We start from the raw sequence: 26,375 nt of genomic DNA, 5'->3' as shown, positions 1-26,375 counted from the left end.
TTCAGGAGCACCGTGAGCTTTCCTTCCCGCCGGGTTACCCTGGCCGACGTCGCCAACGCCTCGGGCGTGTCAGTTGGCACGGTCTCCAAGGCGCTGAACAACCGGGGACAGCTCCGGGAAGATACCCGGGACAGGGTCCTGGCTGCAGCGCATAAGCTCGGTTTCGAAACCCTGCCTGCCGAAAGCAGCAGTAGCGGGGTAATCACCATAGGCCTGGTCACCTCGGACGACATCGGGCGCTTCAGCATTCCGGTGATGTACGGCCTCGAGGATTCATTCGGCCCTGACCAGGCCTCGGTGCTTATCAGCAACTCACGGGGTGACCTGGTCCGCGAGCGCCACTGCGTTGAAACGCTCGCTTCGCGGAATGTGGACGGCATCGTCGTCATGACCAACCACACCGGCCCCCGTGCCCCGCTACCCAAGACATCAGTGCCGATCGTCTATGTCATGGGGCAGTCTTCAGACCCAGAAGACATGTCAGTGGTGGTGGACCAGGTGCAGGGCATGCTGCTGGCCCTTGAACATGCAGCCAACCTGGGGCACCAGAACATCGCCTACGTGGCGGGCCCCCGCCAGGACTACTCTGCCCGGATCCGCGCCCAGGCCGTACAGGAACATGCCCCGGCCTTCGGGCTCACCCTCGTGGGCGACCGTGCACTGTATGGAAACTGGTCCGAGGCCTGGGGCCGGCAGGCAGCCCAGATGCTCCGCCAGCGGGTGGAACCCGTGGACATGGTGCTCTGCGGCAGCGACGAAATCGCCCGCGGCGTAGCCGACGGCCTGCGCGAAGCAAACATCGTTGTGCCCCATGACGTCTCAATCATCGGCTTTGACAACTGGGCAGCAGCGGCCCTGAACAGCCGCCCCGCCCTGACCACCATCGACATGAACCTCGAAGAACTGGGCCGCGCGGCAGGAGCACGCGTCCTCGAAGCCATCACCGGAAATTCCAGGCCCGGGATAGACGCCCTGCCCTGCCAGCTGATCGTGCGCGACTCCACCTAGCCCCTTCCATTCACCCCCTACAGAACACGAGGGAACAATGATGTACCCACCACCCTCCCTTCAGCGCGCCCAAAAACGCCGCGCCGATGGCATCAGCGGCCCCAGCCGGCGTTCCGTCCTTACTTTGGGAGCCGCAGCCGCCGCCCTTGGCCTGACCGGATGTTCGGCCGTACTGCCGGAAGCCAACGTCACCGCCGCCGGCTTCGGGAAGAACCCCTCCGGCACCATCCGGTTCTGGTGCCGAAGCACGGCGTTCAAACCGGCGCAGCTCATCGTGGACAAATACCATCAGGCCCAGCAGGCAGTGCGGATCCAGCTCACCGTACTTCCGGAGGGGCAGATGACAACAAAGCTCGCCACCTCCATCCGGAGCGGCGCCGTTCCGGACGTCGTGGCCCCCGATTCCGTCACAAGTCCGGTTTTCACCACCAGGGAAGCCTTCACGGACCTCACCTCCCTGGTGACGGAACTCCCCTACGCCGCGCACCTCAACAAGCCGCTCCTGGACGTGGCCTCCTACGAGGGAAAGATCTACGGGCTCCCGGCCCTTTCCAACGTCTCGCAGCTGTTCTGGAACAAAGAGCTCTACGCCAAGGCCGGACTGGACCCTGAAAGAGGGCCCGGTAACTTCGCGGAGTACCTGGAGCATGCCACGGCCCTGCAGGGGATCGACGGCGTCTCCGGAGTGACCTTCACCGGCAACTCCGCCGGCATCCTGGGCTACGTCATCCAGCCGCACTTCTGGGCAGACCAAAGCCCTTTCTACGACGGGCCATTGGGCCGGCAACAAGCTGCCGTGCTGGGCAATGATCCGCTCCGCCGAACCCTGGAGCTTTACCGGGAATTCCACAGGAAGGGCCTCTCGCAACCAGGGGCGGCAGCAGATTCCGGAGCGGCCTGGGGCCAGGACTTCCTGGCCGGAACCGTGGGACTGTTTCCCGGGTCCTACGACCTGGTGGTGGGCAGCGCCAAGCCGGAGTTCCTGGACAAGCTCGGCGTCAGCGCCTTTCCCGGGCCGGACGGAAACTTTTCCCAGTTTTCCGGCGGGGCGGTGCTGTCCATCCCGCGGGGCGCCCCAAACCCTGGGGCGGCGTGGGACTTCATCCGCTTCGTGGGTGAACTTGAACAGCAGTCGGAGCTGGCGGCGCTGGGCTGGTACCCGGTCCGCAGCGACATCCTGGAGACCGATTTCAGCGAGAAATTCCCGCTGATGGTCCCGGGCATGGAACGGATGAACGACGGGTTCGCCGCTCCCACAACGCTCTATACACAGCTCACCAACACCGTACAGTCACCGTGGCTTGCGATGTTCCGCGAAGCAGTTTTCGGCCAGGAGGCGATGGAGGACATCCTCTACCGCGGGCATCAGGAAACCGCCCGAGTTTTGAAGGTGAACCAGGCATGACCACCGCAACCCCCTCCCTCAGCCGGGACAAGCGCACGCGCGCCCCAAAACCCGCCTCGCGCCGCGATTCCTATACCGGGATGCTCATGCTCGCGCCGGCCATGCTCCTCGTCGCCGCCTTTGTCATCTTTCCGCTGCTGTTCGCAGTAGTCATCTCACTGACCAACTGGCCGCTCGTTGGCGATGTGGAGTTCACCGGCGTCGAAAACTACCTCACTGCCTTCACCGACACCACCTTCTGGGGATCCATTCTCTACACGCTCCTTTTTGCGGTGGTCTCCACCGTGCTGGGGGTGGTGGTCGGCTACCTGCTCGCCGTGCTGGTCCGTTCCAACCGCAGGGGTGCCGGGCTCATCCGCACCGCCGTTTTCCTTCCGTACGTCATCGGCATCACGTCATTCAGCTTCGTTGCCCTGCTGGAGTTCCGGCCGGACAGCGGCGTGCTGGACCAGATCCTGCTGGGGCTCGGCATCACCTCTGCGCCTACTCCCTGGCTTCTGGACGCAACCAGCGCCACGGTCCTCATAGTCCTGCTGGGCGCCTACGTGGGGTCCGGGTTCGCCATGATCATCCTCATGTCCGGCATGCAGGGCATCCCGGACGAACTGTACGAATCAGCACAGATCGACGGCGCGGGACGGTGGCAGCAGGAATTCCTGGTGACGGTCCCGCTGGTCAAGCGCTACCTGGGGCTCCTGACGGTCATGGGATTCATCGGGGCCATCCTGGCTTTCACCCAGTTCTTCATCATCACCGGCGGCGGCCCCGGAACCGGCACCCTGACCGTGATGCTCTACGTCTACAACAAAGCCTTCGGCGACCTGCAGGTGGGCTACGCAACCGCCCTGTCCTTCGTGGTGGTCATCATCGCGGCGATCCTCACGCTCATCCAGTTCCGCGTCATGCGCGAGGACTGACCCACCCACTTCTTTGGCCCGGCCCCGAACAGGAGATGCCATGACAACGTCCGTCGAAGCGCCGCCGCAGGTGACGCACCACAAGCCCCGCCCCACCACACCCCCCGCTGCCTCCCGGGCACGGACAGCTGCCCGGTTGAGGACCGCCATCTACGCGGTCATCGGCACCGCAGTGTCCATCGCCTTTGTCATCCCCGTGGCGTGGTCCTTCCTCCGGTCCCTGCAGCCAGGATCCCAGATCGCGGCCCCGTCATCGGAGCAGTCATTCGAAAACCTGACCTTCGAAAACTACACGGGGCTCATTGCCAACATCGGGGCAGGGTCCTACATCTGGAACAGCCTGGCCATTGCCCTGGGCGCCGCCGTGTTCAGCGTCATCATCACCACCCTGGCCGCCTACGCCCTGGTGAACTTCCCGTTCAAGGGGTCCAACATCGCATTCGCACTCATCCTGCTGACCATGATGGTCCCGTTCCAGGCCGTCCTGACGCCGCTCTTCCTAGAGATGAACGCGCTCGGCCTCACGGACTCACTGGCCGGCATCATCGTCTTCCACATCACCTTCAACCTGCCCTTCGGCGTCTTCCTGATGCGGAACTCCTTCGCCCAGATCCCCAGGGAAGTTGTTGAGGCGGCACGGATCGACGGTGCCGGTCCACTCAGGATCCTGCTTTCGGTGCTGCGGCCCATGATTGTCCCCGGCGCCGTCACGGTGTTCCTTTTCGCCTTCCTCGGCGGATGGGGGGACTTCCTGGGGGCGCTGACGTTCCTCACCAAACAGGAACTGTTCACCCTGCCCGTCGCCGTCCAGAACCTCGCCTCCGGCGCGTTCGGCGTGGTGAACCACGGCTACGTCATCGCAGGGGCCGTCCTGCTCATGCTCCCCTGCATCTTCCTGTACGCGGCGGTCCAGCGCTACTACGTGCGCGGCCTCGTAGCCGGCGCCGTCAAAGGCTGAGCGCAGATATCCTCCTGCGCCGCCGAAGCAACCCAAGAAAGCAACCATGCACCTCACCAGTCCCCCGGCAATCACGCAACTGCCGCCGTCGTCCTTTCCCCTGGACCGGATCCGGCTGCTGCCCGGCCAATTCAAGACCGCGCAGGACGTGGACGTCCGGTATGTCCTCGAACTCGACGCCGACCGTCTCTGCGCACCGTACCTGCGGGAAGCGGGACTTGGGACGGCAGCGGAACCCTACGGCGGGTGGGAATCGGACGGCATGGGCGGACACATCGGAGGGCATTACCTGACCGCCTGCGCCCGGCTGTTCGCCGCCACAGGTGACGTCCGGCTGCTGGAGCGGGTGCAGTACGTTGTGGAGGTCCTGGAACAATGCCAGGCTGCAGCCGGAAACGGCTACCTCGGTGGCGTTCCCGGTGGCCGCCGGCTTGGCGAAGAACTTGCGGCCGGGAACATCGACGCTGATCTCTTTACCCTCAACGGCCGGTGGGTCCCCCTCTACAACCTGCACAAGACCTTCGCTGGACTCCTGGACGCGTACACCTATGCCCGTTCCGAAAATGCCCTGACTGTACTCACCGGGCTGGCGGACTGGTGGCTTACGGCATCGCGCCACCTGGACGATGACTCCTTCGAGCAGGTTCTCACCACGGAGTTCGGCGGCATGAACGACACCTGGATGTCCCTTGCCCGGCTGACCGGCCGGGAAGACTACCTGCGCGAGGCCCGCCGTTTCTCCCACCGGGCACTCCTGGACCCGCTGGCTGCGGGTGACGACCGGCTGGATGGACTTCATGCCAACACCCAGATTCCCAAAGTTGTGGGTTACGAACGGTTTGCCCAGGCTACGTGCGACGCGCGCTACTTCAAGGCATCCGATCACTTCTGGGACGTTGTCACCCGGCAACGGACCGTGTCGATCGGCGGCAACAGCGTCCGCGAACATTTCCATCCATCGCGGGACTTCACTCCCATGGTTTTGGACGTCCAGGGCCCGGAAACCTGCAACACGTACAACATGCTGAAGCTCGCCAAGCTTCGCTTCGAACGGACCGGCGATCCGGCAGCGGTGGAGTTCTACGAGCGCGCCACCTTCAACCACATCCTCTCCTCCCAGCACCCCGAGCGGGGAGGTTTTGTGTACTTCACGCCCATGCGGCCGTCCCACTACCGCGTGTACTCAAAGGTCCACGAATCAATGTGGTGCTGCGTGGGCTCCGGAATGGAGAACCACGCGGCCTACGGAGAACTCATCTACAGCCACAGCGGCGACACCCTGGCGGTCAACCTCTACATTCCATCCACCCTGGACTGGACCGAGCGCGGGATACACGTTCAATTGGAGACGGATTTCCCGCACTCGGACGTCGCCACACTGACCGTCACCGCGGACACACCCACAGAGTTCACCCTGCGGCTTCGGCGCCCCGCGTGGGCCACCGATATGGAAGTCCGCTTACCCCACAGCGACGGGGCCGTCCCCCCACAAGCTGGAACCGCCGACGACGGCCATCCCGTGCTCATCCAGCGCGTCTGGGAGGGCACCACCACGGTTTCAATCCGGCTCCGCGCTGAAGTCCGGGCCGAAGCTCTTCCGGATGGTTCGCCCTGGGTGTCATTCCTCTACGGACCCGTAGTCCTCGCCGCCAGGGAAGGGAACGCAGGCATAGGAAGCTTCGAAGCACCCGACGAACGCATGGGCCATGTTGCCAGCGGCCGCCAGGCAGCGCTGGCACATACCCCGGTGGTCTCCGCGCAAAAGCCGACAGACGCCGTCGTCATGGTCAACCGCGAAGCGCTTTCCGCGGAACTCACCGCCGCCCAGGATGATTCTCCCGTTCGGGTCCGGCTCGAGCCGTTCGCGGGGATCCACGACGAGCGCTACACGGTCTACTGGCCCACCGGCCCCGTTCCCTCCGCGCGGACTGCCGAACTCGCCGCGATGGACGCAGACGCAGCGGAACTGGACGCCGTCGTCGACGCCGTCACGGCAGGCGAGCAGCAACCAGAAGCTGACCATTTCTTCGCCGGCGAGGGCACCCGCGCCGGAAGGCGGGACGGGCTGCGTTGGCGAACCGCCACAGGCTGGTTCTCCTATACCCTCAAGGATCCCAACTCTGAAGCAGCCGTCCTCAGGGTCAGGGCCCGGCAAAATCCGGGACGCCGTCAGCGGCTCACCCTCAACGGCTCACCGCTGACGAAGATACTGTGCTCCGACATCGATCATGACGATGGATTGACCGAGTACGCTATCCCGGCGGAAGCACGGCTCAAAGACGCGCACACGCTCGTGTTCGCAGTGCATGCGGAGCCCGGCTACGCCACCGAGGACTTGCTGTCGGTGGAACTGCGAAAAGGACCCTAGCCTCACTTATACAAGTGGCGGCGTTTAGCCACCCCGCGTAGCAAACCGCCGCCGGTACTCGGTGGGCGTCGTCGAAAAGGCGGCAGCGAAGTTCTGCCGGAGTGTGACGGCGTTACCGAAGCCACAGTCGGCAGAGATCTGCTCTATCGACAGGTCTGTGGTCTCCAGCAGCCGCCGGGCAGCGTCCAGGCGCCGGGCGCGGATCCAGGCAGCCGGCGTCGTACCTGTTGCTGCCCGGAAGGCGCGGACGAAAGTCCGTCGGCTCAGGTGCGAATGTGCCGCCAGCAGGTCGACGGTGAGCGGCTCACCCAGGTGCGCCAAGGTCCATTCCAGCAGGCGCGAAATCGGGTCGTCGTTGGAGCGCTCGGGCACGGGTCGCTCAATGTATTGTGCCTGTCCCCCGTCACGGTGCGGAGCAATGACCAGGCTGCGTGCCACCTGGTTCGCCGCCTCCGCTCCGAGCCGGGCTCGGACCAGGTGCAGGCAGGCGTCCAAGGCAGAGGCGGTGCCGGCCGAGGTCAAGACGTCGCCGTGGTCGATGTAAAGCACTGACTGGTCAAGGGCGATATCGGGATGCCGCGCCGTCAGGGAATCGAACGCCTGCCAGTGCGTGACCGCCCGGCGCCCGGCGAGCAAGCCGGCGTCGGCAACGGGAATCGCACCAAGGCACAAGCCCAGGATGGGCACCTTTCGTCCATGTGCCCTTTGGAGCACCTGCCGCAGCGAATCACTCGGCAGCCGCCCGTCGTCGAACCATGAAGGCACCACCACCACGTCCGCCGCCTCCGCGGCTTCCGGCCCTTCCACCTCGCCCAGCCGGTAGCCCTCAGCGGTGGTTACCTCGCCTGCCTGGTCGGAAAAGAGAACGGTCTTCCACCCGGCGAGGCCTTGGCGGGCAACCTCGTCAAAAACCATCTGTGGAACGGCCAGGTGGAACATCGTCGCCCCGTCGAACGCATAGACCGCAATCTTCATCATGCCCCTTCCCAACAGCTTGGCCCGAATCGATCGTATATCTGCCTTCGTGTCACTGTTGGCCCGCGTCGACAGCGGGAAAACTGGAACAGTTGCCAAGTGGCACCCCAAAATAACCACCAGGGAGAAACCCGAATATGAGCACCCCCCGCCGCGCCCTCATCCTCATCGACGTGCAGCAGCAGTACTTCAGTGGCCCGCTCGAAATCCAGTACCCGCCGCACCAGGAGTCGCTGCCCACGATTGCCAGGGCAATTGACGCGGCCACCGCCGCCGGGATTCCGGTTGCCGTCATCCAGCACTCTGCAGGCGAAGGCGCACCCGTGTTTGCACCCGGCACGCCCGGATTCGAACTGCACCCCGAGATTGAACGCCGCAAGACCGGTGAATGGAAGTCGCTGGTCAAGCAGTACGGCTCCGTCTACGCAGGTACGGACCTCGCCGACTGGCTGCGGAAGCACGACGTCGACACGGTCACCCTGGTGGGCTACATGACGAACAACTGCGTGCTCGCCTCCGCCGTGGAGGCAGAGTACCTGGGCTTCAGCACCGAAGTCCTCTCAGACGCCACCGGCGCCATCAACCTCGCCAACGAGGCCGGTTCCGCCGATGCGAGGACTGTGCACACCACATTGCTCGCACTGCTGAACTCGAACTGGGCAGCAGTAGCGGATACTGACACGTGGACCGGCGCCCTGGCTGCGCAGCAGGCACTCCCAGGGAGCGACCTCGGCAGCTCCGCAGTGGCCGGCTTGGAGTTGGTCCCCGGGGCATAACCAGCTGCATTGGCTTCCCGCCGGTCACACCGGCGGGAAGCCCGGGAACACCAGCAGCACTCACGCCGTTGCACCCACGGGGACCAAGCCCCAACGAATTACAAGGACTCAACACATGAAGTGGTTTCTTCTCGCCGGCGCGATCCTGAGCGAGGTGACAGCATCCCTCTCGCTGAAAGCGGCCCTTGATAATCCTGCCTTCTTCATTGTGGTGGTCCTCGGCTATTCCGCTTCCTTCGCTTTCCTCGCAGGAGTCCTCCGGAAAGGCCTTGGCCTCGGCGTTGCCTACGGCATCTGGGCTGCGCTGGGTGTAACACTCACCGTGCTGCTGGCCGCTGTCCTTTTCGGCGAAGCCCTGACGCCGGTGATGATGGCCGGCGTCGCCATGGTGATCGGCGGAGTCCTGTGCGTGGAACTCGGGTCGCACAAGGAGCGGGCAGAAGAACCCGCAGAAGAAATGGTCCTCTCGTGATGTGGCTATTGCTGGCGGCGGCCATCCTCACCGAGGTGACCGCCACCTTGCTCCTGCGGGTCGCGTCCACCGGAAAGCGGCGCTGGTACGTTCCTGTCGCCGTCGGATACTTCCTTGCCTTCACCCTCCTCACGCTGACGCTGGAGCAGGGCATGAACCTTGGCGTTGCCTACGGCATCTGGGCCGCTGCCGGCGTCGCCCTCACCGCCCTGGCCAGCCGCTTCTTCTTCAAGGAGACAATCACCCCGGTCATGATGCTGGGGCTCGGCCTCATCATTGGCGGCGTGCTGCTGATCGAGCTGGGCGCGGCGCACTAGGCAGGACGCTCACCCTGGGCTGGCACGGCCGAACGCCGTGGCAATCGGGCCTGTTCTCTCATCGCGGACGGCCCCTCCCCCATGCGCTCCGTCCATGTTCAAATGGGAAGGTTGAACCGGCCGCCCGAGTCCGCTCCACGGCCTCGGACCGATGGAAGGAAGCACATGATCGATCGCCCGGAACACCCTCCAATCCCCACTCCCGGAAGTGCCCAAGGCCTGGACAGCAAGGTCGAGGGCGGATGCCCGGTGGACCATGGCAGCGTGACCTCGCACGGCAGCGAGAGCGAAAACCCGGCCATCGATTCGCCCCAGCCCAAGGGGCACCGGCCGCGGACCGTCGCGGACTGGTGGCCCAACCAGCTGGACCTCTCCGTGCTCCACGCCAACCACCCCAAAGGCAACCCGCTCGGCCCGGACTTCAGCTACCGGGAAGAGTTCCAGAAGCTCGACGTCGAGGCACTGAAGCAGGACATCACCGAGGTCCTCACAACCTCCCAGGACTGGTGGCCGGCGGACTTCGGCCACTATGGCGGCCTGATGATCCGCTTGAGCTGGCATGCCGCCGGCACCTACCGCGTCCACGACGGGCGTGGCGGCGCCGGGGACGGCAGCCAGCGGTTCGCGCCGCTCAACAGTTGGCCGGACAACGCCAACCTGGACAAGGCCCGGCGCCTGCTGTGGCCGGTCAAGCAGAAGTACGGCCAGAAACTCTCCTGGGCCGACCTGCTGGTCCTCGCCGGCAACGTCGCCCTGGAGTCCATGGGCTTCGAAACCTTCGGTTTTGCCTTCGGCCGCGAGGACGTGTGGGAGCCGGAGGAGATCTTCTGGGGCCCTGAGGACACTTGGCTGGGCGACGAGCGCTACATCGGCGAAGGCCAGATGTCGGAGGAGGTCGGCTCCACGGAGATGGGTCTGATCTACGTGAACCCCGAGGGGCCCATGGGCAACCCGGATCCCAAGCTCGCGGCAGCGTTCATCCGCGAGACGTTCAAGCGGATGGCCATGAACGATGAAGAGACCTTCGCGCTGATCGCGGGCGGCCACACCTTCGGCAAGACCCACGGCGCAGGCGACGCCGATGCGCACGTCGGCCCAGAGCCGGAAGGCGCCGACCTTGAAGCCCAGGGCCTCGGCTGGCTCAGCACCTACGGCAGCGGCAAGGGCGGGGACACGATCACCTCCGGCCTCGAGGTCACGTGGACCGACAAGCCCACCCAGTGGAGCAACCGCTTCCTGGAGATCCTGTTCGAGTACGAGTGGGAGCTGGTCAAGAGCCCCGCCGGCGCCCACCAGTGGGTGGCCAAGGACGCTCCGGAGATCATCCCGGACGCGCACGACCCCACCAAAAAGCACCGGCCCACCATGCTGACCACCGACCTGTCACTGCGGTTCGACCCTGTCTATGAGGAAATCGGGCAGCGCTTCCTGAAGAACCCGGACGAGTTCCAGCTCGCCTTCGCCAAGGCCTGGTACAAGCTGCTGCACCGCGACATGGGACCGGTGGGACCGCACATGCTGGGGCCCTGGGTCCCGGAAGCGCAGCTCTGGCAGGACCCGGTCCCGGCCGTGGACCACGAGCTGATTGATGAGCAGGACATCGCCTCGCTCAAGGCGTCGCTCCTGGACTCCGGCCTGCCCGTCTCCCAGCTCGCCGCCACCGCGTGGGCCTCCGCCTCCACCTACCGCAAGACCGACCGGCGCGGCGGCGCCAATGGTGCCAGGATCCGGCTGGAGCCGCAGAACGGCTGGGAGGTCAACGAACCTGAGCAGCTTACGACGGCGTTGCGCGCCATTGAGGGCGTGCAGCAGCAGTTCAACGCTGGCCAGGCCGGGGGCAAGAAGGTCTCGCTGGCTGACCTGATCGTCCTCGGCGGCTGCGCCGCCGTGGAGAAGGCAGCGAGCGACGCCGGGTTCCCCGTCACTGTGCCGTTCCGTCCGGGACGCACCGATGCCGCCCAGGAGCAGACCGACGTCGAGCAGTTCCAGTACCTGAAGCCGCGGGCGGACGGATTCCGCAACTATGTGCGCCCGGGCGAGAAGCTCCAGCCGGAGACCCTCCTGCTGGACAAGGCGTACCTGCTGGACCTCTCGGCACCGGAGATGACGGCGCTGATGGGCGGCATGCGTGCCCTCGGCACGAACGTTGGCGGCTCGAAGCACGGCGTCCTGACCGACAAGCCAGGGGTCCTGACGAACGACTTCTTCGTCAACCTGCTCTCCCCCGGCACCAAGTGGAAGGTGTCCGAGAACGAGGAGAACGTCTACGAGATCACGGACGTGGCCACCGGTGAGCTGAAGTGGACCGCCACCCCCGTGGACCTGGTGTTCGGCTCCAACTCGCAGCTCCGGGCGATGTCCGAGGTCTACGCCAGCCAGGACGGCAAGGCGAAGTTCGTCAACGACTTCGTGGCGGCCTGGGTGAAGGTCATGGAACTCGATCGCTTCGACCTACGCTGATTTAGGCCACGAACCAATGAGTCCGGGCCGGCTGCTTCGTGCAGCCGGCCCGGACGCTTGCCGCAGGTCAAGAGCAACGCTCAGGGAATCAGGTTCTCCGCCCGGTAGCGGTCGAAGAGCGCAATAAAGGCGTCCAGCGTCCGCCGGTATCCGGTGAATCCGGCATCCCGGCTCTTCCCCATGTCCGTCACCACTTCAATGCCGCGCCCCAGGTCGCCGTCCGTGTGCCACCAGGACGCCAGGCGGTTCAGATCCGGTTCGCTGAGGTTATGGCGCGCGGCGATGTCCCGCCACTGGTCCTCCCGGCCTGCCATCGACTGCTCCAGGGGGCGGGGCTTCTCCTCGTACCCCTCCCAATCCACGCCGAAGTAGGCGGCGAGCTTCGGCCACATCCAGCGCCAGCGGAACACGTCGCCGTTGACGATGTTGAAGGCCTCGTTGGCAGCCGCCGGCGTGGTGGACGCCCAGAGCATGTGCTCGGCGAGCAGGCCCGCATCCGTCATGTCCGTCAGGCCGTTCCACTGTGTTTCGGAGCCCGGGAAGACAAACGGCTCCCCGCTCTCGCGGCACAGGGTGGCCTGGGCGGCGAGCGTCAGGCCCATGTTCATGGCGTTGCCGACGGCGTGCCCGATCACCGTGTGTGCTCGGTGCACGGACCAGGTGAAGCCCTGCTCGGCCGCGGCGGCCCAGAGCTCGTCCTCCTGGGCGTAGTAGAAGTTCCGGACCGGCAGGCGCGGCTCCTCCTCGTGGAAAGGAGTGTCCGGCATTTCTCCGGCCGCGTATGCCTCGAAGGGCCCGAGGTAGTGCTTGAGTCCGGTCATCAGGGCAACGTGGGCTACGTCCTTCCCGCGAAGTGCCGCCAGGAGGTCCCGCACCATGCCGGCATTGACCGCGATGTTTTCCTCCTCGGTGTCCTGCCGCGACCACGCCGTGAAGAAGACATGCGAGGGGTTCTCCGGCCCGAGCGCAGCGGCCAGCGATGCAGCCGAGGTCAGGTCTGCGGAGAGCCACCGTACTCCGGGACGCTCAGCACCGGGGTTCCTGGAGAGGGCAAGCACGCTCCACCCCTCGCCTGCCAAGGTTTCGACGAGGGCGGACCCAGCGATGCCGGTCGCCCCCACTACAAGAGCTGTACGCCCGGTGCCCGCTGTTGTTCCTGCCTCAATTGTCATGCTTCTCCTTCTTACGCCTGCTGCACACGCCCACGCACGGTCGCGCGCCAAGTCCTCTAGCCACAAGCCGCCGGCCGAGTGAGATATTCCGCGGCCCGTCGTCGTCCGCTTGGCCTTTGGCGGTCGGGATTCACCCGTTAGCCTGCTGGAGTGGGACGGGACGAGCAGGAACTGACAGGCGGAAACGCGTCCGGCAGGGTTGTGCGCATCGGCAACACCGTACGGAAACCCTGGCTGGGGAACTCCGCCGCGGTGCAGGACTATCTCACCGCGCTCCGCTCGTCCGGCGTCGACGTTCCCCGGCCCTTGGGAAGGGACGACGGCGGCAGGAATGTTTTCGAGTATGTGGACGGCGTCCTCGCGCTGGAGGAACTGCCGCTCACCCAGGACGATCTGCTGCGGGTCGGGCGGATGATCCGCGAGATCCATGACGCGAGCGAAGCTTTTGTGATCCCTGATCCAGGTGCGTGGACCATGCTGCTGCCCGCCGAAAAACCGGACCTGATGTGCCACAACGACCTCGCTCCATGGAACCTCGTCAGGGGCGGCCGGTGGGTGTTCATCGACTGGGACGGCGCCGGCCCCAGCACGCGGCTGTGGGATTTGGCGTACGCCGCCCAGTCCTTCGGCATGCTGTTCAAAGGGCAGCCCGTGGAAGACGCGGCAGCGAGACTGTCCGCTCTTGTTGACGGGTACCAGGCTGACGAACCGCTCCGCCGCGCCTTGCCGACTGCTATGGCGCAGCGAACGGCGGCCATGTTCAATCTTCTGAAGTCCTCTCACGAGGCCGGGTTCCAGCCGTGGGCGGACATGTTCATCAACGGGCACGGTGAGCACTGGCGTGGCGCTGCCCAGTATGTCCGGCAGCATCAATCGGCATGGGAGCAGGCCCTCGCCCGGCCGTAATCGGCGGGGATCACAGAGGTGAAGCAAGCGTTCGATTACGATCTTATGATGGCCCGCCTTATCGCTCCGGACGTTAGTTACCACTCCTCCTGGCTGGAAGGGGCAGCGGATTTCAACGGCACCCGCCAGGATGGCGCGGGCGCCGAGGACTGGCCCCTGGAAGACCTGGGAGACCCCCGGGCGTTCGGCCGCTTTGTTGACTGGCTCGTCAAGGACGCACTGCCGGAGACCCCGCGGAAACCGGAGCACGTGCCCTGCACCTACCTGTGGATCGTGGAAGATGACACGTTCCTTGGGTCTTTGGCCATCAGGCATGAACTGACCGAGTTCCTCCTCAACGAGGGGGGACACATCGGCTACAGCGTCCGGCCCTCAGCCCGGCACCGCGGCCATGCCGCAAAAGCACTGGCCGACGCCCTGCCCATTGCCAGGGAACTTGGAATCCGCAGGGCCCTCCTCACCTGCGATGAGGACAACTTCGCGTCCCGGAGCACCATCGAAAAGAACGGCGGCCTCTATGAGGACAGCCGCAACGGCAAGCGCCGCTACTGGATCGATAACGCCTAACGAGGAGATATCCCCTACCCCGCCGGCCGCAGCGACGTGATCATCCGCTTGATGTCCGCGTACTCCTGCGTCCCCGCATACAGCTTGGCCTTCTCCAGGTACGGCAACGAGGGGTCGCCCGGTGTCAGGTTCAGCTCCGGGTTGTAGAACGCCCCGAACGTGGCGGCGTTGGGCGGCCAGTTGAAGAAGTGGAATATGTAGCAGGCCGAGTCACCTTCGGGCAGCGGCGCGGTGGTGATGCCGTAGGCCGCCGCCGGGGTGTCCGGCGGACCGGCAGCGGCGTCGTTGCCGCGGGTCTCGAACGTGTATCGGGGCACGGTGCCGTACTGCGCCAGCTGCGGCATCTCCTGGGACTCCAGCACCGAATACGGGTACTTTTCCATGCAGGTGGAGCCGGTAGCCATGTTGGTCCGCAGCGTCGCCAGCAACCGCCCGTCCTCGCTGGTCACTTCCGCGAACGCCCCGCCGCCCTCCGCGAGTTCCCCAGCCGGGTCCCGGATGCTCCAGGTGGACGGAAGGTCGAAGGCGAGATCGCCTGCCGCCGTTGTGTACGTGGTCCAGGAGGCCGACGCCGGGGCGCTGGTTGTCGGGTTGGGCGTCGCTGATGCACCGGCTGTTTCCGTAGTTGTTGGGGTTGCCGTCGCTGAGGCGAAAGCGCCCGACGGCGTCCCTTGCGGCGCTGCTGGATCGCCGCATGCGGTGAGCAGCGAAAGTGAAAGAAGTAGTGCCGCGCCGGGCCGCGCTGACCGCCGCATGTCCGCCTCCTCGGAAGCCGTTGTGATCCCTCAATTGTGGCGCCGATGCGCCTGCCGGGATCCATTAGTCAACCGATTGGAGCCAAACCGTTGCGGCCCATAACGAAACCCGTCTCAAGACCCCGGCCGCCCGCCGTCGGACGCTTACGTCCCCCTCAACGCACTTTGCGGGGCGGGCTGTTTGGGTGAGCGGATGGCAACCAGCGTGAACACGAAGGCGGCCGTGGCCGTGACCACCAGCAGCATCAGGCCGATGAAGTAACTGTTGTCCTCGGCGTTGTACGTGGCGCCCATGACCAGCGGGGGGAAGTAGCCGCCCATCCCGCCGGCCGCGCTGACGATCCCGCTGATGCTGCCCACCTTCCCCTGCGGCGAGAGTCTCCCCACCCATGCGAACACGCCGCCAGTACCGAGACCGAGCGCGGCAGCCATCGCCACGAAGGTCAGGCCGGCCGGGATCTCGCCGTCGGGCCGCAGGTTTACAACAAACGCCAGCACCGCGATGCCCGCCAGGGACGAGAGGACCACCGGCTTGGACCCGATCCGGTCCGCCAGCACTCCCCCGACTGGCCGGAACAGGACCGCCGCCAGGGCGAACCCGGCGGTGCGGGTGCCGGCGGCCGTGGGATCAAACTGGTAGATGTCCCGGAGGTACGTGGGCAGGTAGGTGGCGAAGGAGACAAACCCGCCGAAGACAATCGCGTAGAGGAAGCACAGCTTCCAGGTGACGGCCAGCCCGGCCGCGTCCTTGAGCTTGGGGATCACGGGCGCGGTGTTCCGGTGCCAGTCCGGCGACTCCTTCAGGTTGAACCAGATCACGGCCCCCATCACCACCAGGAGCCCGGCAATCAGCAGGTGCGTGGACAAGTAGCCGATCCAGGTGACCAGGCGCGGGGTCAGGAAAGCCGCCAGCGCGGTGCCGCCCATCCCGGCGCCGAACACGCCGGTGGCAAAGCCGCGGCGGGACGGCTCGTACCAGGCGGACACAAAGGGAATTCCGACGGCGAAAACGGTGCCTGCGATGCCCAGCAAGAGGCCCGCGCCCAGCACCACCGCGTAGGAACCGAGCGTGCCGCCGAGGGCCACCAGCAAGACAGGAGGCACACTGCCGAGCAGCACGAACGTGAACATCACCCGCCCGCCGAACCGGTCCGTCATGGCTCCCACGACGATCCGGCCCAGCGATCCCACGAAGATGGGCATGGCCACCAGGACGGCGGTGGCAGTGGAGTCCAGCCCCATCTCCTGCGTATAGCGGGCGCCGAGGGGCGCCACGATGTTCCACGCCCAGAAGGCCATCACCGATGCGCTGGTGGCCAGCGCCAGGTTCAGGCCCTTGCCGGAATGGGAGGTTTCCGTGGGCGGTACGGGATTTGCGGGGCGTGCGGCTTCAGTCATGGTGTGCTCCCCTCACCGGTTCCGGGTGTCCCGGTCCTCGGTCCCCACGGCCGACCAGCCGCGTTTGCCGGCGGGGGCATTCGGGTTGTGGACGGAACTGGCGCCGGACTTGTTCCCGGCCCTGCCCCCGGGCCGTGCGCCTCCGGACCGTGCACCCGCGCGCCCTCCTGCCCTGCCGCCGTCGCGGTCCCGCGAGCGGTACACGATGTACGGGCGGAACAGGTAGTGGAAGGGTGCGGTGAAAGCGTGGACCAGCCGGGTGAAGGGCCAGATGATAAACAACGCCATCCCCACCAGCGTGTGCAGGTGGAAGGAGAACGGTGCCGCAGCCATGGCGGCAATGTCCGGCTGGAAGATGAACAGGGACCGGAACCACGGCGCCACGGTTTCGCGGTAGTTGTGCCCGTGCTCGCCCTCGAACACGCTGGCCAGGGTGGTCCACAAACCGAACACGATGGCCGCCGTGAGCACCACGTACATGGCCTTGTCGTTCTTGGTGGTGGCCATGAACACCGGCCCGGTGGTGCGGCGCCGGTAGATCAGCAGCACGATCCCGCCCAGTGTGCCGATGCCCGCGATCCCGCCCACGAACAGGGCGTTGAAGTGGTAGAAGTCCTGGCTCATCCCTACCGCCTCGGTCCAGGACTTCGGAATGACCAGCCCGAAGAAGTGCCCCGCAACCACGGCGAGCAGCCCGAAGTGGAACAGCGGAGAGGCGATCCGCAGCAGCCTGGACTCGTACAGCTGCGAGGACCTGGTGGTCCAGCCGAACTGGTCGTACTTGTACCGCCAGACCAGCCCGCCCACCAGGACCACCACCATGACGTAGGGCAGGACGCCCCACAGCACAATGTCCAGGGCGGAAAGTTCGACGGCGGCAGCAGGCTCAGTCTCAAAGTTCGGGCTTGCGAAAGCCAGCATGGTCACGCCCCCTTCACGGGCAGCAGGCGCGGATCGTACGGGTCAAGGCCCACGGCTTCGCTGGGCGGCCCGTAGCCTGCCATCCGCATCACGGCCTGCTCGTCCGCCGGCGACTTTCCAGGGAGCGTGGCGCAGATCGCCTGCAGGATCCGGGCATGCGGCAGCTTGTCCTTAAGCAGCCCGAACTTCAGCATCTCCAGGCTGGGGCGGTACTGGATGAGCAGCTCCCGCCCGGCCGCGAAATCCACCAATGCCGTGTACTCGAGCACCATGGGCAGGTAGTCCGGCAGCTCCCCCTGGGTGTCCACCAGGATGTCGCTTTGCCGGTAGGCCTTCTTGAAGCTGCCCAGGACCTCGCCGCGGCGCCGGGTATCCCCGTCCGTCCAGTAGCTCAGGTGCAGGGCATGCCGGCGGCTGAGGTCGAACTCGCGCACGTAATGCGCTTGGGCCTCCATCAGCGGCGTGGCCTCCAGCGCGTCCAGCACTTCCTGGAAGTTTTCGACGACGCCGGGAAACTCCGCGAGCGCGGCGAGCATGAGCGGCACCTTGGCCAGGAGGTCCTCGTCAGGGTAGGACAGGCACCACGCACCCGCCATGTACATCACCTGGTCCCGGCGGCTCACGGCTGGTCCTCCGCCGCGGCCAGGGTCCCCGGCTCGGGCCCCTTGTCCGGGAAGAGCCCCGGCGGAGCCCCGCGTCCGTCCCAGTTCAGCAGGTTCACCCGGCCCTTCAGGCTCGTCCCGGCCGAGATCTCGTCGCTGGTCTGCCGGTCCCGCAGGGCGTTGAACGTGTCCACGGCAACCGGCACCGGCCTGCCGCTCGCCTCACCGAAGGGCGAGGAATCCTGCATGCCCGGGCCGCCGTCGAAATCCAGCGAGCAGCCCATCTCCTCCAGGTCATGCGCCTGTTCCACGTGTGCCTTGGGGATCACGTACCGCTCGTCGTACTTGGCGATGGCCATCAGCCGGTACATCTCGTACATGGTCTGCCCGTCCATGCCCACGGATTCGGGGATGGACTCGTCCGGATCGTTGCCCAGGCTGATGCCGCGCATAAAGGAGCGCATGGCAGCGAGCTTCCTCAGCACCGCGGTGACCCGGTCCGCGTCCCCGGCCGTGAACAGCTCCGCCAGGTATTCCACCGGGATGCGCAGCGCGTCGATTGCGCCGAACAGGTTGCCGTGGTCCTCGCCGTCGTGCCCCTGGTCCCGCAGCAGGTCCACCACCGGGGACAGTGGCGGCACGTACCAGACCATCGGCATGGTCCGGTACTCCGGGTGCAGCGGCAGCGCCACCTTGTAAACCTTCGCCAGGGCATACACCGGCGAGCGCCGGGCGGCATCGATCCAGTCTTCGGGGATATCCTGCGCCCTCGCCTCGGCCTGGACTACGGGATCGTTGGGATCCAGCAGCACGTCCATCTGGGCGTCGTAGAGTTCCTTTGGATCGGTGACGGACGCCGCCGCGGTGACCGCATCGGCGTCGTACAAAAACAGCCCCAGGTACCGCAGCCGGCCCACGCAGGTCTCCGAGCACACGGTGGGAATCCCCACCTCCACCCGGGGGTAGCAGAAGGTGCACTTCTCCGCCTTGCCGGTCTTGTGGTTGAAGTAGATCTTCTTGTACGGGCAGCCCGTGACGCACTGCCGCCAGCCGCGGCATTTGTCCTGGTCCACCAGCACAATCCCGTCCTCCACCCGCTTGTAGATGGCACCGGAGGGGCAGGATGCCATGCAGGACGGGTTCAGGCAGTGCTCGCAGATCCGGGGCAGGTAGAACATAAACGTCTGCTCGTAGGCGAACTTGATCTTGTCCTCGGACTCCCGCCGGACCTTCTCCACCAGCGGGTCCAGGTGGCCGTTTTCGGCGGACCCGCCCAGGTTGTCGTCCCAGTTGGCGGACCAGGTGACCTTGGTGTCCTCGCCGGTGATCAGGGATTTGGGCCGGGCCACCGGAAAATCGTCGCCCAGGGGTGCGTCCACCAGGGTTTTGTAGTCGTAGGTCCAGGGCTCGTAGTAGTCCTTGAGCTCGGGCTGGACCGGGCTGGCGAACAGCCCGAACATCTTCTTCACCCGCCCGCCGGCCTTCAGCACCAGCTTGCCCCGCTTGTTCAGGTCCCAGCCGCCGCGCCACTTGTCCTGGTCCTCGTACCGGCGGGGATACCCCTGGCCGGGGCGGGTCTCCACGTTGTTGAACCAGACGTACTCGGTGCCCGCCCGGTTGGTCCAGGCCTGCTTGCAGGTGACCGAACAGGTGTGGCAGCCGATGCACTTGTCCAAGTTCATCACCATGCCCATCTGAGCCATGACTCGCATCAGTACTGCACCTCCTGTGAGCGGCGGCGGACCGTGGCCACCATGTCGCGCTGGTTTCCGGTGGGGCCGAGGTAGTTGAACGCGTACGCCAGCTGGGCGTAGCCGCCGATCAGGTGCGAGGGTTTCACCAGTAGCCGGGTCACCGAGTTGTGGATGCCGCCGCGCCGCCCGGTAGCCTCCGACTTCGGCACGTCGATGGTGCGTTCCTGCGCGTGGTGGACGTAGACCACGCCGGCGGGCATCCGGTGGCTGACGATGGCCCGGGCCACCAGGACGCCGTTAATGTTCAGGCACTCCACCCAGTCGTTGTCCCTGACCTCGATGGAGTCGGCGTCCGCGGGGCTCATCCACACCGTGGGCCCGCCGCGGGAGAGCGAAAGCATCAGCAGGTTGTCCTGGTATTCGGAGTGGATGGACCACTTGGAGTGCGGCGTCAGGTACCGGACCACCACCTCCAGCTGCCCGTTCCGGCCGAGTTTGGGTTCGCCGAACAGCCGGTGCATGTCCAGCGGCGGCCGGTAGATGGGCAGCGCCTCGCCGATGTCCGTGATCCAGTCGTGGTCCAGGAAGAAGTGCATCCGGCCGGTGAGGGTGTGGAAGGGCTTGAGCCGCTCGATGTTGATGGTGAACGGGGCGTAGCGGCGGCCGCCCGTTTCCGAGCCCGACCATTCCGGCGAGGTGATCACCGGGACCGGAGCCGCCTGGGTCTGGGCGAAGGTGATGAACTTTTCCTCGGACCCCTCGGAGAGGTCCGCCAGTTTCCGGCCCGTACGGACTTCGAGGTCCTTGAAGCCCTGAACGGACAGCACGCCGTTGGTGGTGCCGGAGAACGCCAGGATGGCTTCCGCCATTTTGGCGTCCGTGTCCATGGCCGGGCGGCCGTCCGCGGCGCCGCCGAGCATCACGCCGTTCGAGTGGCTGAGCCGCTTCAGCGGCTCCTCCAGTTTGTAGGTGATGTTCTTGACGGTGAAGCCCAGCCTGTCCGCAAGGGGTCCGACGGCGGCGAGCTTGTCCGCGATGGTTGTGTAGTCCCGCTCCACCACGGAGAAGACGGGCATGTTCTGCCCGGGGACGGCGGGGATGTCCGGCTCCCGCCAGTCGCGGACGATTCCGCCGGGCTGGGCGAGCTGGCCCGGGGTGTCATGCTGCAGCGGCACGCTGACCAGGTCCTTCCGGACGCCCAGGTGGGTCTTGGCCAGCCTGGAGAACTCCCGGGCCAGCAGGTGGAAGGTGTCAAAGTCCGTCTTGGTTTCCCACGGCGGGTCGATGGCCGGCGTGAACGCATGGACGAACGGGTGCATGTCCGTGGAGGACAAGTCGTGTTTCTCGTACCAGGTGGCGGCGGGGAACACGACGTCGGACAGCAGCGTGGTGGAGGTCATCCGGAAGTCGGCGGAGACCAGGAGGTCCAGCTTCCCTTCCGGCGCCTTCTCGTGCCAATTCACGGAGGTGGGCTTGAGCCCTTCGGCATCCTTGCCCAGGACGTTGTTGTGGGTGCCCAGCAGGTTCCGCAGGAAGTACTCATTGCCTTTCGCGGAGGAACCGAACAGGTTGGAGCGCCACAGCACCAGGGTGCGCGGCCAGTTTTCCGGGGCATCCACGTCCTCGATGGCGGGGTTCAGCGTCCGGTTTTTGAGTGCGTCCGCGATGTAGGTGGGGGTGTCCTTCGCGGTCCCGGCGGCGACGGCGGCCTCCGCCTCGTCTGCCAGGTCCAGGGGGTTGCGGTCGAACTGGGGGTAGAACGGCATCCACCCGAGCCGGGCGGACTGGGCGATGGCGTCCGCGGTGTGCAGGCCGTCCAGGGCTCCGGTGGACAGCGGGGACTTCAGCGCATCGGCGGAGTACCCGTCCTGACGCCACTGGTCCGTGTGCATGTACCAGTACCCGGTGCCGATCATGGTGCGCGGCGGCCGGGACCAGTCCAGGGCGTTGGCCAGCGACACCCACCCGGTGATGGGGCGCGTCTTCTCCTGCCCCACGTAATGGGCCCAGCCGCCGCCGTTCCGGCCCATGCAGCCGGTCAGCATCACCAGCGCCAGGATGGCCCGGTAGGTGGTGTCGCCGTGGAACCACTGGCAGATGCCGGCGCCCATGATGATCATGGACCGGCCCTTGGACTGCTCGGCATTGCGGGCAAACTCGCGGGCCACACGGATGCAGGCCTGGGCGGGAACGGACGTGATCTCCTCCTGCCAGGCCGGCGTGTAGGGGGTGGTGGCGTCGTCGTACCCCGCTGCCCAGTCCCCCGGCAGCCCTTCGCGGCCCACACCGTACTGGGCCAGCATGAGGTCGAACACCGTGGTGACCAGCTGGCCCTCCACTTCCATCACGGGCACCCCGCGCCGGAGCACGCTGCCGTCCGCCTGCTCGAAGCACGGAAGCAGGATCTCGGCGCTCTCCCCCGAGACCTCCCGCAGGGACAGCGCCGGTTCCATCCCCTCCAGGTCCAGATTCCACTTGCCCTCGCCGCTGCCGGAGTAGCGGAAGCCCATGGACCCGTTCGGGACGGCGGGACGGCCCGCTTTTTTGTCGAACAGGACGGTGCGGAAAGCAGCGTCCTCAGCCCCGGACTGCGCCGGGATGTCACGGGCGGTGAGGAATTTCGACGGCGTGAGGGCGCCGTCGTCGCGCTTCTCCAGCCTGACCAGGAAGGGCAGGTCCGTGTACTGCTTCACGTAGTCAGTGAAGAAGGGGACCTGCCGGTCCACGAAGAATTCCTTGAGCATCACGTGGCCCATGGCCATGGCCAGCGCGGCATCGGTGCCGGCCTGGGCGGGGAGCCACTCGTCCGCGAACTTGGTGTTGTCCGCATAGTCCGGGCTGACGGTGACCACCTTGGTGCCGCGGTACCGCACCTCGGCCATCCAGTGCGCGTCCGGGGTGCGGGTGACGGGGACGTTGGAGCCCCACATCATGAGGTAGCGGGCGTCCCACCAGTCGCCGGATTCAGGGACGTCCGTCTGGTCGCCGAACACCTGCGGGCTGGCCACGGGAAGGTCCGCGTACCAGTCGTAGAAGGAGGTCATCACGCCGCCGATGAGCTGGATGAAGCGTGTGCCCACGGCATGCGAGACCATGGACATCGCCGGGATGGGCGAGAAGCCCGCACAGCGGTCCGGGCCGTAGGTCTTGATGGTGTTCACGTGCGCGGCCGCCGCGATCTCGATCGCCTCCTGCCAGGAGACGCGCACCAGTCCGCCCTTGCCGCGTGCCTGCTGGTAGCGGCGCCGCTTGTCCGGGTCCGCGGCGATCTCCGCGAAGGCGAGGACCGGATCGCCCAGCCGGGCTTTCGCCTCACGGTACATCTCAACCAGGACACCGCGGGCGTAGGGGAAGCGGACCCGCGTGGGCGAGTAGGTGTACCAGGAAAAGGCCGCCCCGCGCGGGCAGCCCCTTGGTTCGTATTCAGGACTGTCAGGCCCCACCGAAGGATAGTCCGTCTGCTGCGACTCCCAGGTGATGATGCCGTCCTTGACGTACACCTTCCAGGAGCAGGAGCCGGTGCAGTTCACGCCGTGGGTGGAGCGGACCACCTTGTCGTGGCTCCACCGGTCGCGGTAGAAGATGTCCCCCTTGCGGCCGCCTTCCCGAAAGACTGCCCTGCCGTCGTCGGTCTGGTCCCACTTCGTGAAGAACCTGCCCACCTTCAGCATTGCATCCGATGCTGCTCCGTCTACCCCCGGGACAAAACGCTCCTCTGCCATGCTGCCACGGTAGGCACGGCCTTTCCGGACGAGTAGGGTCTTTCGACTCGTTGCGTTTTGGGAGGGGCAGGACTAGGTTTCGGGGCTGCCGTAGGCTGAAATCCGCAGGCGACGGACAGGAGACAGACGGTGGCCGAGACGAAGGCGACGGAAACTGCAATGACGGGGACAACAGTGGCGGGAACGGCAGCGACCAGCACGGAGGTGGCGGGGCTGATGGCCGAACTGGCTGCGCTCGAGGACCCGCGGGCACGCGAGGTGAACGAGCGGCACGGGGACGACCACGGCGTGAACCTCGGCAAGCTGCGTAGCATCGCCAAGCGGCTGAAGACCCAGCAGGACCTTGCCCGGGAGCTCTGGGGCACCGGGGACACCGCGGCCAGGCTGCTGGCGCTCCTGGTCTGCCGGCCCAAGGCGTTCGGGCGGGATGAACTGGATACGATGCTGCGGGAGTCGCAGGCGCCCAAGGTGCAGGACTGGCTGGTGAACTACGTGGTGAAGAAGGGCCCGCATGCCGAAGAGCTGCGGGTAGCCTGGCTGGCCGATCCTGATCCAGCGGTGGCCAGTGCCGGCTGGGCCCTGACTAGCGAACGCGTGGCGAAATCGCCCGAAGGCCTGGACCTCCCGGGGCTGCTGGATGTGATCGAGGCAGAGATGAAGGATGCTCCGGACCGGCTGCAGTGGGCCATGAACACCTGCCTTGCCCACATCGGCATCGAACATGCCGCGTACCGGGCGCGGGCGCTGGAGATCGGCGAGCGGCTGCAGGTGCTCAAGGACTATCCCACGCCCCCGGGCTGCACGTCGCCGTTCGCCCCGGCGTGGATCAATGAGATGGTCCGCAGGCAGGACGGCGAGTAGGAACGGCGAAGCCCCCGCGCGAGTCTGGCTCCAGCGCGGGGGCTCCTTGGTGCTTCCGTGTTGGGGAATAACGTGGAAACAGACAGCAACTTACCGGCTGGTAACAGGCCCGAAAGTCCATTTCGCAGGGTTGCCGCAAATCTTGATTAAAGATTGAGGGAGACAGCGGGACCCTGGTTTCGGCCCTAGTCCGTCTCCGGCGCGTCCGTGGCGTCCGGATCCTCCTCGGGCTCAAAGGTGTTGGGTTCAGCATCCGTACCGATTCCGACGCCATCCTCCTGGCCGGGAACACCGCCGTCGCCCTTTCCCTGGGGACTGGCTGCACCCTCCTGCGGATCGTCTTCAGGCAGTGAATCTGGTGAGTTGAGAGTCATCGCTCCTCCTTCATTGGCCGGTCCTTCACGCTAACAGCCCCCGGCAGGAAAGGCGCGGATACAGCCAAAGATTTTACGGCCGACGGCGGGCGGGCGCCGCTGCGCGGAGGATGACTTCCAGCCCGGCAGGTGTGCCCGGCCAGTGCCGCCCAAGCGCCCCGGGACCCGCCCGTTTGAGGACAGAGCGCAGTACCAGCGCTACGATGACGGCGTCATCCGCGTAGCCGATCACCGGAATAAAGTCCGGCACCAGGTCGATGGGCAGGAGCAGGTAGCCGAGCAACAGGACCAGCCGCACCCGCACACCAGCGGGGAGGGTCCGGTCCGCGGCAAGCCTCCGGACCAGCCGGAGCAGGTCCGGGAGCAGGCGCAGCGCGTCCTTCATAGTGACGGTTTCGGGGTGGCGCCGGGCGTAGATCCACAGGAGCAAGAGGAGCACGGCGTATGCCAGCAGCAGGCCGGCCACAACTCCGGCAACGGTTTCCCAGGTCATCCTCCGCCTCCTCCGCAGGGCCGGTGGTGGACGCCGGCTACTGACTGAGGGTACGCCAAGGGGCGGTGCTGCTACGGCGTCATCCGGTAGCCCACGCCCCGGACGGTCTCCACCCAGCGGGGATTCTGGGAGCTGTCACCCAGGCGCTTGCGCAGGTTGCCCACGTGGACCTCGACGGCGCGTTCCTCGCCCGCCGTGACAAAGGATCCTGTGTTGTACGGCTCGTTGCGAAGCCGCCGCACCAGGTCCGCCTTGGTCTGGACGGTCCGTCCGTTCTCCATGAGCACCAGGAGGATGTCGAACTGGGTGCGGGTCAGGTCCACGGGCTCGCCGTTGATGGATGCCTGGCGGGACGCCTCGTGGAGGGACAGGCCCCGGTGCGCGAAATCGCAGCATCCAGCGGCTGCAGCTGAACCCGGCCCAACCTCCGGGCTTTCGTGGGGCTGCTGCCCCGCAAGGGCACCCTGCCGGGCTTGCCGTGGCGGTTGCCGTTCGCCTCTTCGTGGTGGATGCGCCCGTTCTGCGGGAGCTTCCCGCAGGGTCCGCGGCCGCCGGAGCATGGCCGCGATCCGCGCCCGCAGCTCCCGCGGGCGGAAGGGCTTGGTGAGGTAGTCATCCGCGCCGGCCTCAAACCCCATCAGGGTGTCGGCTTCGTCCACCCTTCCGCTGACGATGATGAGGTAGGCATCGCTGAAGGTCCGGATACGCCGGGACGCCTCGATGCCATCAAAGTCCGGGAGGCCAACGTCCATGGTGACGATGTCCGGGTTATGCTCGCGGACGGCATCCACGCCCGCAACGCCTGAGGCTGTTGAATGGACGGCGAACCCCGACTGCTGCAGCACTTCCGTCAGGGTTGTCCTGATGTCGTCGTCGTCCTCCACCACCACGGCAACACCGCGCTCCACCATTCACTCCCCCAAGCTCTCTTCACTTTTGCGCCCAGGTTTTCCTCAAGCACATTCAAGGAATATTCGGAGAAACGGGCAATATGGATTGCTTTTGTTATTCCGCACCGTGGGACGCGTAAAAGCCTAACCCAATGGATTGAAAGGTTACTTATCTCCTTCGTCTAAATTGAGCATTTCTTGAGCTTTGGCAAATATTGCGTATTTCCTGAGATGTGCCTCACGAAAAATTAAGTTCGTTGAGCTATTGCGGCTCTTCGCAGTTGAGGGTGTAGTCGAGGGTCGGCGGCTGGTTCGTGGATAGACGTCGAGGTCTTCCAGGATGGAAGTTCTCACACTGCCCATC

The 26,375-nt window shown here is 65.9% G+C and carries 23 protein-coding genes; 12 read left to right on the top strand and 11 right to left on the bottom strand.

The window, feature by feature from the left end; genetic code table 11:
- Positions 1-12 precede the first annotated feature (12 nt).
- From ACIQF4_RS20020 to ACIQF4_RS20000, 5 genes are read left to right on the top strand one after another with little or no spacing between them, the layout of a single operon-like run.
- On the top strand, positions 13-1,008 hold the full coding sequence (locus tag ACIQF4_RS20020; RefSeq protein ID WP_400517524.1) for a LacI family DNA-binding transcriptional regulator: 996 nt from the start codon (positions 13-15) through the stop codon (positions 1,006-1,008).
- Positions 1,009-1,045: 37 nt separating this feature from the next.
- Positions 1,046-2,413: an ABC transporter substrate-binding protein gene (locus ACIQF4_RS20015; protein ID WP_400517525.1), complete on the top strand. Its 1,368-nt coding sequence runs from the start codon at positions 1,046-1,048 to the stop codon at positions 2,411-2,413.
- Positions 2,410-3,330 carry a carbohydrate ABC transporter permease gene (locus tag ACIQF4_RS20010; protein WP_400517526.1) on the top strand — a complete coding sequence of 307 codons (921 nt, stop codon included), beginning with the start codon at positions 2,410-2,412 and terminating at the stop codon, positions 3,328-3,330. Before ACIQF4_RS20015 ends, ACIQF4_RS20010 begins: the two co-directional genes overlap by 4 nt.
- A gap of 40 nt (positions 3,331-3,370) precedes the next feature.
- Complete coding sequence (locus tag ACIQF4_RS20005; RefSeq protein WP_400517527.1) at positions 3,371-4,288, top strand: carbohydrate ABC transporter permease; 918 nt, start codon at positions 3,371-3,373, stop codon at positions 4,286-4,288.
- A gap of 46 nt (positions 4,289-4,334) precedes the next feature.
- Positions 4,335-6,656 carry a beta-L-arabinofuranosidase domain-containing protein gene (locus tag ACIQF4_RS20000; protein ID WP_400517529.1) on the top strand — a complete coding sequence of 774 codons (2,322 nt, stop codon included), beginning with the start codon at positions 4,335-4,337 and terminating at the stop codon, positions 6,654-6,656.
- Between the two features lie 24 nt (positions 6,657-6,680).
- Here ACIQF4_RS20000 and ACIQF4_RS19995 read toward each other — a convergent pair whose 3' ends face one another.
- Complete coding sequence (locus tag ACIQF4_RS19995; RefSeq protein ID WP_400517530.1) at positions 6,681-7,634, bottom strand: GlxA family transcriptional regulator; 954 nt, start codon at positions 7,632-7,634, stop codon at positions 6,681-6,683.
- 134 nt (positions 7,635-7,768) lie between these two features.
- Here ACIQF4_RS19995 and ACIQF4_RS19990 point away from each other — a divergent pair, with 134 nt between their 5' ends.
- From ACIQF4_RS19990 to katG, 4 genes are all read left to right on the top strand, one after another.
- On the top strand, positions 7,769-8,407 hold the full coding sequence (locus ACIQF4_RS19990) for an isochorismatase family protein (RefSeq protein ID WP_400517531.1): 639 nt from the start codon (positions 7,769-7,771) through the stop codon (positions 8,405-8,407).
- 115 nt (positions 8,408-8,522) lie between these two features.
- Complete coding sequence (locus tag ACIQF4_RS19985; RefSeq protein WP_400517533.1) at positions 8,523-8,879, top strand: DMT family transporter; 357 nt, start codon at positions 8,523-8,525, stop codon at positions 8,877-8,879.
- Positions 8,876-9,196 carry a DMT family transporter gene (locus tag ACIQF4_RS19980; protein WP_400517534.1) on the top strand — a complete coding sequence of 107 codons (321 nt, stop codon included), beginning with the start codon at positions 8,876-8,878 and terminating at the stop codon, positions 9,194-9,196. The genes ACIQF4_RS19985 and ACIQF4_RS19980 overlap by 4 nt, the downstream gene beginning before the upstream one ends.
- Positions 9,197-9,361: 165 nt before the next feature.
- The gene (gene katG, locus ACIQF4_RS19975; protein ID WP_400517535.1) at positions 9,362-11,656 is read left to right on the top strand and encodes a catalase/peroxidase HPI; all 2,295 of its coding nucleotides are present in this window, start codon (positions 9,362-9,364) and stop codon (positions 11,654-11,656) included.
- An 80-nt stretch (positions 11,657-11,736) separates the two neighbouring features.
- Here katG and ACIQF4_RS19970 read toward each other — a convergent pair whose 3' ends face one another.
- Complete coding sequence (locus ACIQF4_RS19970; RefSeq protein WP_400517536.1) at positions 11,737-12,828, bottom strand: SDR family oxidoreductase; 1,092 nt, start codon at positions 12,826-12,828, stop codon at positions 11,737-11,739.
- Positions 12,829-12,978: 150 nt separating this feature from the next.
- Here ACIQF4_RS19970 and ACIQF4_RS19965 point away from each other — a divergent pair, with 150 nt between their 5' ends.
- Positions 12,979-13,734, top strand: coding sequence for a phosphotransferase (locus tag ACIQF4_RS19965; protein WP_400517537.1), 756 nt, complete (start codon positions 12,979-12,981; stop codon positions 13,732-13,734).
- 48 nt (positions 13,735-13,782) lie between these two features.
- Positions 13,783-14,301, top strand: a complete 519-nt coding sequence (locus ACIQF4_RS19960; RefSeq protein ID WP_400517538.1) for a GNAT family N-acetyltransferase — start codon at positions 13,783-13,785, stop codon at positions 14,299-14,301.
- Positions 14,302-14,315: 14 nt separating this feature from the next.
- Here the strand turns inward: ACIQF4_RS19960 and ACIQF4_RS19955 are convergent, their stop codons facing one another.
- The 6 genes from ACIQF4_RS19955 to ACIQF4_RS19930 form a co-directional block, all read right to left on the bottom strand.
- Positions 14,316-15,056 (bottom strand): hypothetical protein, encoded by a 741-nt coding sequence (locus tag ACIQF4_RS19955; protein ID WP_400517539.1) that lies wholly within the window; start codon positions 15,054-15,056, stop codon positions 14,316-14,318.
- A gap of 144 nt (positions 15,057-15,200) precedes the next feature.
- A complete protein-coding gene (locus ACIQF4_RS19950) occupies positions 15,201-16,454 on the bottom strand; it encodes an MFS transporter (protein ID WP_400517540.1) in 1,254 nt (417 codons plus the stop codon).
- A gap of 12 nt (positions 16,455-16,466) precedes the next feature.
- Positions 16,467-17,375 (bottom strand): respiratory nitrate reductase subunit gamma, encoded by a 909-nt coding sequence (narI, locus tag ACIQF4_RS19945; protein ID WP_400517541.1) that lies wholly within the window; start codon positions 17,373-17,375, stop codon positions 16,467-16,469.
- Between the two features lie 2 nt (positions 17,376-17,377).
- A complete protein-coding gene (narJ, locus tag ACIQF4_RS19940; protein ID WP_400517543.1) occupies positions 17,378-17,998 on the bottom strand; it encodes a nitrate reductase molybdenum cofactor assembly chaperone in 621 nt (206 codons plus the stop codon).
- Positions 17,995-19,689, bottom strand: a complete 1,695-nt coding sequence (gene narH, locus ACIQF4_RS19935; protein ID WP_400517544.1) for a nitrate reductase subunit beta — start codon at positions 19,687-19,689, stop codon at positions 17,995-17,997. Before narH ends, narJ begins: the two co-directional genes overlap by 4 nt.
- Positions 19,689-23,393 carry a nitrate reductase subunit alpha gene (locus tag ACIQF4_RS19930; protein ID WP_400517545.1) on the bottom strand — a complete coding sequence of 1,235 codons (3,705 nt, stop codon included), beginning with the start codon at positions 23,391-23,393 and terminating at the stop codon, positions 19,689-19,691. Before ACIQF4_RS19930 ends, narH begins: the two co-directional genes overlap by 1 nt.
- Before the next feature lie 159 nt (positions 23,394-23,552).
- Here ACIQF4_RS19930 and ACIQF4_RS19925 point away from each other — a divergent pair, with 159 nt between their 5' ends.
- The gene (locus ACIQF4_RS19925; RefSeq protein ID WP_400517546.1) at positions 23,553-24,254 is read left to right on the top strand and encodes a DNA alkylation repair protein; all 702 of its coding nucleotides are present in this window, start codon (positions 23,553-23,555) and stop codon (positions 24,252-24,254) included.
- Positions 24,255-24,439: 185 nt separating this feature from the next.
- Here ACIQF4_RS19925 and ACIQF4_RS19920 read toward each other — a convergent pair whose 3' ends face one another.
- From ACIQF4_RS19920 to ACIQF4_RS19910, 3 genes are all read right to left on the bottom strand, one after another.
- Entirely contained in the window at positions 24,440-24,628 is a 189-nt protein-coding gene (locus tag ACIQF4_RS19920; RefSeq protein WP_350005682.1) for a hypothetical protein, read from the bottom strand.
- A gap of 73 nt (positions 24,629-24,701) precedes the next feature.
- Entirely contained in the window at positions 24,702-25,121 is a 420-nt protein-coding gene (locus ACIQF4_RS19915) for a YkvA family protein (RefSeq protein ID WP_350005680.1), read from the bottom strand.
- 71 nt (positions 25,122-25,192) lie between these two features.
- Entirely contained in the window at positions 25,193-26,032 is an 840-nt protein-coding gene (locus ACIQF4_RS19910; RefSeq protein WP_400517547.1) for a response regulator transcription factor, read from the bottom strand.
- Positions 26,033-26,375 lie beyond the last annotated feature (343 nt).

Origin of the sequence: Pseudarthrobacter sp. NPDC092202 (genome assembly GCF_044755505.1) — a bacterium.
Lineage (GTDB): Bacteria > Actinomycetota > Actinomycetes > Actinomycetales > Micrococcaceae > Arthrobacter.
Note: the sequence above shows the minus strand (reverse complement) of the source record. Positions and strands in the feature narration are given on the sequence as shown.